The organism is Flavobacterium sp. (assembly GCF_044371705.1).
Lineage (GTDB): Bacteria > Bacteroidota > Bacteroidia > Flavobacteriales > Flavobacteriaceae > Flavobacterium.
Map to the genome: position 1 here is coordinate 1 of NZ_JBILTE010000107.1, position 9,228 is coordinate 9,228.

The window sequence follows — 9,228 nt, forward strand, 5'->3', positions numbered from 1 at the left end:
CAGTTTTGGAAAACAATATGACATCGTAACCAAAGGTTTGCTAGGCTTCAAAAGTAATCATCACATCATTTTCTTTCGAATCATTATTCCAAAAGAAATTGAAGTTCTGAGAATATTGCATGAAAGGATGGACTTGAAATCTAGGATTTAGAGGAAAAAACCAAGCCGTGCGACCCGACATCACATCAAAAACCTGAATCTATCAAACGAATCCCCAAACCCGCTCCATCACTCAAAACCACTCTCCCATTCACAATTTCCGAACCCGCTGCCACATCATTCGCCAATAGATTCGCTCCATCCAAATCCAAATAATCCGCAAAAGAAGCCAACGCAATTCCGGCAGAAATACCAATAGTAGATTCAGTCATGCAACCAATCATTAGTTGAAATCCCATTGCTTTAGCCTTTTTCAAGAGTTCTAAAGTGGGTATCAAACCCCCACATTTCATCACTTTAATATTCAAAGTTTTGTAATGTGGTTGTAACAATTCCAAATCGTCGATCGATTGCACATCCTCATCGGCCATCCAATTGGCAAAACCGCTTTTATTTAAATTTTTATAAGAATCAGCTCCTTTCAGCATCGGTTGTTCAAAATACAAAAACTCTTTGGAAAGTGGGTCGCTAGCGATTGCGTTGCAAACCTCCGGTGAAAAACTGCCATTGGAATCAATACTGATGTTCTTTCCTGTTTGCAACAATTGGTCCCGCAGGGAATGCGACCAATGATTGACTTTTACTTTGCAATAGTCCCACTCCGAATTCTTGATGGCGGCAATTTGCAATGCTTCTTCGTCCATGCTGATGGTAATAGACGACTGAGGAAATGTAGCCGTTTCCAATTGATTCAATTGTCCGAATGATTGGTCGACCCATTTGCCATACAAATCCCAATACGCACAATCCAAAGCCGATTGCAAGAAGGGATGTAAAGAAAAAGTAGTCAGTTGTTGGTAAAAATCTCGCGGATGTATAATTCCAATAGAAGAAAATTGCGATTGCAATTGTTCAAGAGTATGCACAAAATCTTCTAAATGAATATGGTAGTAATCAATTTCGGTGCATTCGCCATAACCTGATTTTCCTTGATATGAAAGAGAAACTATAAGTGCTTTCCGAAAATTATAAACGCCGTAAGCAATTTTGAAAGGTTCTTTGAGTTGATGGCGTACTATTTTCCAGTTGATTTGCATGGATGTAGTTTAGAAAAACGAAAGTAAAGGAAAGAAAACTTATGATCAAGGAAAAGTGTAAAATCAATTAATTTTTAAATACATAAGTCATATATGATAAAAAAAATAGGAAAGTAAGGAGGAGAATCTGAAAAAGTGAAGAGGGGAATCTGAAACAAGTTCAGATTAAAAGTTCAGATTAAAAATGGCAAGCGACCTACATCGCACCGCTACAACCGCATACCTTTGCTGTGTTCCCACCCTGGAGGAGTTTGCAGGAGCTGGTCGTGTAGGACTTGCCGCTGCAAATATACAATCTTTTTATGTTTTCGCAAGTAATTTTAATCGTTTCAAATCCTTATATTTGTCCGCATTAGTAAAGAAATATCATGAAAATACATAAATTACTCTCATTCATTTTATTAGCCTCAGCACTAATCGGCTGTGAAGATTCAAAAAAAGACAAAGCGGAATGGTTTTCTTTTAATACCGCCGTTTTAAAACCGCAATTTAAGGCCGGTGAAAAAGCAACTTTGGAAATTGTCAACAACAAAAATAAGACCATTGACAGTATCATTTACTATTTAAACAGTAAAAAGATTACCAAAGTGGAAGGCAATAAAAAAACAGAATTTGCTTTTACCAATGAGAAATTAGGCTATCAAAATTTGAAAGCGTTAGTTTATGCTGAAAACGAGTATGTAGAAACGGAATACCGAGTAGAATTAGTGTCGAATGTAGCACCAAAATTACTTTCATATACGATTGTAAATACCTACCCGCATGACATTAAAGCCTATACACAAGGACTGGAATTTCACCGTGACACCTTGTATGAAGGAACCGGAAATGGTGAAGGAAGTGGCACTCGAACCAAAGGAAAATCAAGTCTTCGCAAAACGGATTACAAAACAGGAAAAGTGCATCAAATTGTTGAATTAAACGATGATTTATTTGGAGAAGGTATTACGGTTTTAAATAATAAAGTTTATCAGTTAACTTGGACGAGTTTAATTGGATTTATATACGATGCGGATAATTTGAAACAATTAAAAACTTTTAATTACTCCAAACGCATTGAAGGTTGGGGTTTGTGTAACGATGGAACCAACCTTTACCAAACCGACGGTACTGAAAAAATTTGGATCATGAATCCGGAGACATTTGAAATGACCGATTACATCAACGTGTATTCCGGTAATAATAAAATAAAAGCATTGAACGAATTGGAATGGATTGACGGTAAAATCTACGGAAACGTGTATCAGAAAGACGCTATCGCCATCATCGACCCAAAAACAGGAGCCATCGAAGGGATCATCAACTTATCCAACTTAAAGAAGAAAGTGACACAACATCCGGATATCGATGTACTCAATGGGATTGCATATAACCCTAGAACAAAAACTATTTTTGTTACTGGTAAGAATTGGGATAAAATGTTTGAGATTCGGGTGGAGTAATTGCAGGTTACGGGTTACGGGTTGCGGGTTGCGAGTTTTGTATCGCGTAAAACTCGAAACCCGCAACCCGTAACCCGCAACTTTAATGAAACTCCCTAAACAACTTCGTCGCTTCATTATACGCACTTTCAAAACTCATCGGACTGGTATTCGTAGTTTCTTTTTGAGTCGTGAAATACGACAATAATTTTTCTGTCGGCATATTACCTGTTAGGTCGTCTTTTGCCATCGGACAGCCGCCAAAACCTTGTATAGCTCCATCAAAACGTCTACAACCGGCTTTGTAGGCTGCATCTACTTTTTCAAACCACTTATCGGGCGTCGTATGTAAATGAGCTCCGAACTCAATTGAAGAAAACTTCGGAATCAAACTTGAGAATAAGTAGGTTATAATTTCAGGTGTTGAACTGCCAATAGTATCCGAAAGGGACAAAATTTTGACACCCATTCCTGCTAATTTTTCAGTCCACTCGCCTACGATATCCACATTCCATGGGTCGCCATACGGGTTTCCAAATCCCATCGATAAATACGCCACCACTTCCTTATTGGATTGATTAGCTATTTCCAAAATTTCCTGCAAGGTAATAATGGATTCCGCAATGGTTTTATGGGTATTTCGCATTTGAAAATTCTCCGAAATCGAAAACGGAAAACCTAAATACTTAATGGCTTTATGCTCTGAAGCCAATTCGGCCCCTTTGGTATTGGCAATAATCGCTAACAATTTACTGCGGGTTTGCGACAAATCGAGTTGTGCCAACACCTCCGCGGTATCCACCATTTGCGGTATGGCTTTTGGTGAAACAAAACTCCCAAAGTCCAATGTGTCAAACCCTACGCGTAATAAGGATTGAATATATGCTACCTTCTTCGCTGTTGGAATAAAGGTTTTGATGCCTTGCATAGCATCACGCGGACATTCAATTATTTTGATTGGTTGCATAGGTGCTCAAATATAGGAAAGTATTTTGTTTTTGAAAAGGGGAATATGTTTAAGATGGTTTAAAAGTTTAAGATTGTTTAAGGTTGTTTAAAGTTGTTCGTCCAACAATGAACTTCCGTACTTAATCAGAACACAGATTTGAAAAATTTGAGGAATTTAAAAAATCTTCGTGGACTTTGTGCAACTAAAAACTATCCCAAAATCAAGACCGCGATACCCACAAAAACAACAATCTGCAACCATTTTAAAAACAGGGCAAACCTCTGATTGGTGCGGATAAAAATAGTGAGTTGATCAGCGACAATACTAACAAAGGAAAAAATCAAAAAGGCTTGCAGCATAAACAAAAAGCCGAGGAAGTAAATTTGTTGTGTCACATTCCCTAACGATTCATCAATAAACCCCGGGAAAAAAGCCAGAAAAAAAAGAGTCACTTTCGGATTGAGCACGTTCATGATAAATCCTTGTTTAAATAGGGCTCGAACAGATTTTTGCGGACTTCCCTCTTTTGAAAAAGTAATCGATGACGGAGCTTTGTATACTTGAAAAGCAATCCAGAGCAAGTAACAAGCACCTAAAATTTTGATGGCGGTAAATACCATTTCTGATTGTTTGAGAACTGCCGAAATTCCTAAAGCAATTAAGGTTGTATGCACCAAAATTCCTGAAACCAATCCTGCTGCTGTGGCGATTCCAAACTTCTTTCCGTTGGAAATGCTTTGGGTCATCACATACAATATATCCGGTCCCGGAGAAATTGTAAGAGCGATGGAGGCAAGTAGGAAGGAGTACATGAGTTTTAAGTTGTAGGTTGTAGGTTGTAGGTTGTAGGTTGTAAGTTGTAGGTAGTAAGTCCCAACTAGAATTCAACTTACAACTTACAACCTACAACTTTAGTTTTCGTCTAAAATCCGCTTATTGATTGCTTTAATCAACCCCGGACCTTCATAAATAAATCCGGTGTACAATTGAATCAAACTGGCACCGGCGTTTAATTTTTCAATCGCATCATCGGCAGAATGAATGCCTCCTACCCCAATGATTGGAAACGCTTTATTGCTTTTTTCACTTAAAAAACGAATCACTTCTGTGGAACGTTTGGTCAAGGGTTTGCCGCTTAAACCACCTATTTCGCTTTTATTTGCCGATTGCAATCCTTCACGCGAAAGTGTGGTATTTGTTGCAATAACGCCCGCAATTTGGGTTTCTTTTACAATATCGATAATGTCCAACAATTGATCATCCGTTAAATCGGGAGCAATTTTTAATAAAATCGGTTTCTGCTTTGGTTTTGCCAAATTCAAATTTTGAAGTGTTTGCAACAATTGCGTGAGTGGTTCCTTGTCTTGTAGAGCTCGTAAATTGGGTGTGTTGGGCGAAGACACATTCACTACAAAATAATCCACATGTGGAAACAATGCTTCAAAACAAATTTCATAATCCGACGTTGCTTCTTCATTGGGTGTATTTTTGTTCTTACCAATATTTCCTCCTATCAAGACGCCTGTATTCTTCTTTAATCGTTCCACCGCTTCCAGAACGCCGCCATTATTAAAACCCATTCGATTAATGATGGCCGAATCTTCTTTCAAACGAAACAAACGCTTTTTCGGATTACCTTCCTGACCCTTTGGGGTAAGAGTACCTATTTCTATAAAACCAAAACCTAAATTGGAAAGTTCTTTGTATAACTTCGCATCCTTATCGAAACCTGCAGCTAAACCCACAGGATTTTTAAACTTCAAACCAAAAACTTCCCGCTCCAACTTTGGACTTTTAACCTCGTACATCGCTTTAAAAAGTTTACCAAAACCCGGAATTTTGTTTAAAAAACGAATCAATGAAAAAGTAAAATAGTGCACTTCTTCCGGATCAAAACAGAACAAAAGTGGTCGGATTAGGATTTTATACATAAGGATTGAATTGAAATGCAAAAGTAGTTAAAAGGATTTCGTTTTGAAAAGATTTGTTTACAGTTTCTCAGCATCTTTGCTACTCAGTCACTCCCTAAAACAACATTTTCACTTCTTTCACGTCAAAAAATTGTACTTGTTCATTTTCTAGGAGCACTTCCAGTAAACCGGTTGTGTTAACTTGTTGAATAATTCCCATGAATCGATTCCCCGATGGGGTTTCAAAAGTCATGGGAACATTTCTTTTAAATAGATAATCGTGATATAACTGCCATAAGTTATCAACTTGTTTATTAATCACTTTAGCAACGGCAATTCGAATGTGTTTTAACAATTCATCACGAACAAAATCTACTTCATATGTATGTTTTATCCTTGTAAAAATAGAGGCCGCTTGCGGTAAATCATTAAAATTACTTTGATTAATATTCAATCCTATTCCAACAATTGAAACAATTTCACCATTGGATTTAAAACTGTTTTCTATTAAAATACCTCCCAATTTAAAATTGCCTGACATAATGTCGTTGGGCCATTTGACACATACATCGTAAACCCCTAGCTCTTTTAATGCATCTACAACTGCTACAGAAACTGCCACATTCAAATCAAATATTTGATGTACATCGGTCAATAAGTCTTTAATCAAAACGCTCATTGTTAGGTTTTTACCTGCTTCCGAAATCCAAATAGACCCCATTTGTCCTTTGCCGGAAGTTTGATTAAAAGTGGTAACAACTGTAAAATTCTCCACCACTTGCGAAGCAATTAATTTCTTTAAATAGTCATTGGTAGAGGTTGTGGCATCGAGTTTGATTATGTTCATAGAAATAATGTTAAAAAAACAACTGGTAATCTTGTGTTAAGGTTCAAATTTAAACACAAAAAATGGTAACTTTGCGAAAATATATCAAATTGTAGATGGCGAATAAAAAAATAAGTAAAGATGATTTGTTAACCAACATCATTAGAGGAATTGAAGAAGTAAAAGGAAATGATATCGAGATTTTAGACTTACGCGAAATCGAAAATACTGTATGTGACTACTTTGTAATTTGCAATGGTAATTCAAACACCCAAGTGAATGCGATTGTAAACTCTGTTCAAAAAACTGTATCCAAAGAATTAAAAGACAAACCATGGCATGTTGAAGGAAACGACAACGGCGAGTGGGTTTTGATGGATTATGTAGATATTGTAGTACACGTGTTCCAAAAACAAATCAGAGAATTTTACAACATTGAAGGATTGTGGGGAGATGCTAAAATCACCATTATCGAGAATAAATACTAAAAATTGCTAAAAAGAATTTTTCAACTATGGCCAACGAAAATAATCCAAGTCCAAATAAATTTAAGTTTAATCCGTGGCTCATCTATGTAGCAGTAGCCGCGATTTTTATTTTTGTAAGTGTTCTAGGTGGCGGAAGCACTTTCCAAGAACCAAATAAACTTTCAACTTCCAAGTTTAATGAATTATTAAATAGCGGACAAGTAGAAAAAGTGTTGGTCTTCAACAAAAGTGAAGCAGATATTTATTTAACCAAAGACGCTTTAAAAGATACCAAACACAAAGATGTTGTAAAAGATGCCTTTGGTAGAGAAAATAAAGGTGCTCATTACAAATTAGATAATATTGGTAATGATGAACTTTTTCAGAAAAAACTGGAAGAAGCCAAAACGCAAAGTAAAATTGCCGATTACAATTTTTTAGTTAAAAATAATTGGAGTGACATTTTCATTAGCTTACTTCCTATCTTAATCATAGTGGTTATCTGGATTGTAATCATGCGACGTATGTCGGGTGGTGGAGCCGGTGGCGGAGGCGGACAGATTTTCAACATCGGTAAATCGAAAGCCAAACTGTTTGATGAAAAGAACGATATCAAAGTTACATTTAAAGATGTAGCCGGATTAGAAGGTGCCAAAGAAGAAATTCAGGAGATTGTTGAATTTTTGAAAAACCCTGAAAAATATACCGCTTTGGGCGGAAAAATACCAAAAGGTGCTTTATTAGTAGGCCCACCGGGAACAGGAAAAACCTTGCTAGCGAAAGCTGTAGCCGGTGAAGCAAAAGTGCCGTTCTTCTCCCTTTCAGGTTCCGATTTTGTCGAAATGTTTGTAGGTGTTGGAGCGTCACGTGTGCGTGATTTATTTAAACAAGCCAAAGACAAATCGCCTGCAATAATTTTTATTGATGAAATTGATGCCGTGGGTAGAGCTCGTGGAAAAAACAATTTCTCCGGATCTAACGACGAAAGAGAAAACACCTTGAATCAGTTGCTGACAGAAATGGATGGTTTTGGAACCAATTCAAATGTCATCGTTTTAGCAGCTACCAATCGTGCAGATGTATTGGATAAAGCTTTACTTCGTGCCGGACGTTTTGACCGTCAAATCTATGTGGACTTACCGGACGTTAGGGAACGCAAAGAAATATTTGAAGTGCATTTAAAACCTTTGAAAAAGCAAGAAGGTTTAGACACTGATTTCTTAGCCAAACAAACACCGGGATTCTCAGGAGCAGATATTGCAAATGTTTGTAACGAGGCCGCATTAATTGCCGCTAGAAACAATAAAACAGCAGTAGATAAACAAGACTTCTTAGATGCCGTTGACCGAATCGTAGGTGGTTTAGAAAAGAAAAATAAAATTGTGACAGTCGAGGAGAAAAGAGCCATCGCAGTGCACGAAGCCGGTCATGCAACTACCAGTTGGATGTTGGAACATGCCGCTCCCTTAGTAAAAGTAACCATCGTTCCAAGAGGTCAAAGTTTAGGAGCTGCTTGGTATTTGCCTGAAGAGCGATTGATCGTGCGACCCGAACAAATGTTGGACGAAATGTGTGCAACCATGGGTGGTCGTGCTGCAGAACGTGTCGTTTTTAATCAAATTTCTACCGGTGCTTTAAGTGATTTGGAAAAAGTAACCAAACAAGCAAGAGCAATGGTAACGGTTTATGGATTGAATGATAAATTAGGAAATATAACCTATTATGATTCTTCGGGGCAAAGTGAGTACAACTTCTCTAAACCTTATTCAGAGGAAACTGCAGTTACTATTGATCGTGAGATTTCAAATTTAATTGAGGAACAATACCAAAGAGCCATCAAATTGCTGGAAGACAATAAAGATAAGCTGATTCAATTGGCCGATATTTTAATTGAAAAAGAGGTGATTTTTAAAGATGATTTGGAAACCATTTTTGGCAAGCGACCATTTGACAAAGAAATAGCAATCCCACTTACGGAATAAATACATTTTTTTAACGAAAATTATAAAAAACTCAATTCGATATCATTTTTGAATTGAGTTTTTTTTATCTTTGAACGATTTCAAACTGAAAATTAAGTTTTCCAAACGAAATATGAGCCTATTTAAAAAGTTGTTTGGTTCAGGAAATGACTCATCCGAAGAGAATAAAGAAAAAGAAGTGAGTCCTTTTAACCCTGAGACCAAAATTCCAACGGATGAATTGTTTACCTTCAATTTTAAAAAAAATGGAGGTAAGTTTCTGTATTGTGAAACCCAAGAAGAGCTCAAAGAACAATTCCTTAACATACTGGAAGAAAATGATTGGTTTGAATGTGATGCGGTTTGTTATGAACCTTCCTTATCATACCTACTCGAGGAAAATAAATTAAATCACGTAAATCCAAAAGAGCCCAAATTTTTGTTGAGTAGTTGTGAAAATCTTATAGCCGATGAAGGTTCGGTACTTTTAACATCTAA

The 9,228-nt window shown here is 36.9% G+C and carries 9 protein-coding genes, 1 other RNA gene and 1 pseudogene; 5 read left to right on the forward strand and 6 right to left on the reverse strand.

Translation table 11 applies throughout. The features are described from left to right. Positions 1-22: 22 nt before the first annotated feature. The gene (locus tag ACIQ2S_RS08505) at positions 23-151 is read left to right on the forward strand and encodes a hypothetical protein (RefSeq protein WP_396174987.1); all 129 of its coding nucleotides are present in this window, start codon (positions 23-25) and stop codon (positions 149-151) included. A 34-nt stretch (positions 152-185) separates the two neighbouring features. Here ACIQ2S_RS08505 and ACIQ2S_RS08510 read toward each other — a convergent pair whose 3' ends face one another. Continuing rightward, positions 186-1,196, reverse strand: coding sequence for an enolase C-terminal domain-like protein (locus ACIQ2S_RS08510; RefSeq protein ID WP_396174971.1), 1,011 nt, complete (start codon positions 1,194-1,196; stop codon positions 186-188). A 182-nt stretch (positions 1,197-1,378) separates the two neighbouring features. Further along, positions 1,379-1,477, reverse strand: an RNA gene (gene ffs / locus ACIQ2S_RS08515) — signal recognition particle sRNA small type. Between the two features lie 87 nt (positions 1,478-1,564). Here ffs and ACIQ2S_RS08520 point away from each other — a divergent pair. Beyond that, the gene (locus ACIQ2S_RS08520) at positions 1,565-2,638 is read left to right on the forward strand and encodes a glutaminyl-peptide cyclotransferase (RefSeq protein ID WP_396174973.1); all 1,074 of its coding nucleotides are present in this window, start codon (positions 1,565-1,567) and stop codon (positions 2,636-2,638) included. A gap of 82 nt (positions 2,639-2,720) precedes the next feature. Here the strand turns inward: ACIQ2S_RS08520 and ACIQ2S_RS08525 are convergent, their stop codons facing one another. The 4 genes from ACIQ2S_RS08525 to ACIQ2S_RS08540 all read right to left on the reverse strand — a co-directional run bounded on the left by ACIQ2S_RS08525 (position 2,721) and on the right by ACIQ2S_RS08540 (position 6,323). Continuing rightward, a complete protein-coding gene (locus ACIQ2S_RS08525; protein WP_396174975.1) occupies positions 2,721-3,584 on the reverse strand; it encodes a hydroxymethylglutaryl-CoA lyase in 864 nt (287 codons plus the stop codon). Between the two features lie 191 nt (positions 3,585-3,775). Further along, entirely contained in the window at positions 3,776-4,378 is a 603-nt protein-coding gene (locus ACIQ2S_RS08530; RefSeq protein ID WP_396174977.1) for a LysE family translocator, read from the reverse strand. Positions 4,379-4,477: 99 nt separating this feature from the next. Continuing rightward, complete coding sequence (locus tag ACIQ2S_RS08535; RefSeq protein WP_396174979.1) at positions 4,478-5,497, reverse strand: quinone-dependent dihydroorotate dehydrogenase; 1,020 nt, start codon at positions 5,495-5,497, stop codon at positions 4,478-4,480. A gap of 94 nt (positions 5,498-5,591) precedes the next feature. Beyond that, positions 5,592-6,323: a biotin--[acetyl-CoA-carboxylase] ligase gene (locus ACIQ2S_RS08540; RefSeq protein ID WP_396174981.1), complete on the reverse strand. Its 732-nt coding sequence runs from the start codon at positions 6,321-6,323 to the stop codon at positions 5,592-5,594. 95 nt (positions 6,324-6,418) lie between these two features. Here ACIQ2S_RS08540 and rsfS point away from each other — a divergent pair, with 95 nt between their 5' ends. The 3 genes and pseudogenes from rsfS to ACIQ2S_RS08555 form a co-directional block, all read left to right on the forward strand. Then, positions 6,419-6,790, forward strand: coding sequence for a ribosome silencing factor (gene rsfS / locus ACIQ2S_RS08545; RefSeq protein ID WP_396174983.1), 372 nt, complete (start codon positions 6,419-6,421; stop codon positions 6,788-6,790). Positions 6,791-6,816: 26 nt separating this feature from the next. Further along, positions 6,817-8,751, forward strand: coding sequence for an ATP-dependent zinc metalloprotease FtsH (gene ftsH / locus ACIQ2S_RS08550; RefSeq protein WP_396174985.1), 1,935 nt, complete (start codon positions 6,817-6,819; stop codon positions 8,749-8,751). A gap of 112 nt (positions 8,752-8,863) precedes the next feature. Beyond that, positions 8,864-9,228 (forward strand): annotated as a pseudogene (locus ACIQ2S_RS08555) (lactate utilization protein B/C); the annotation flags it as partial.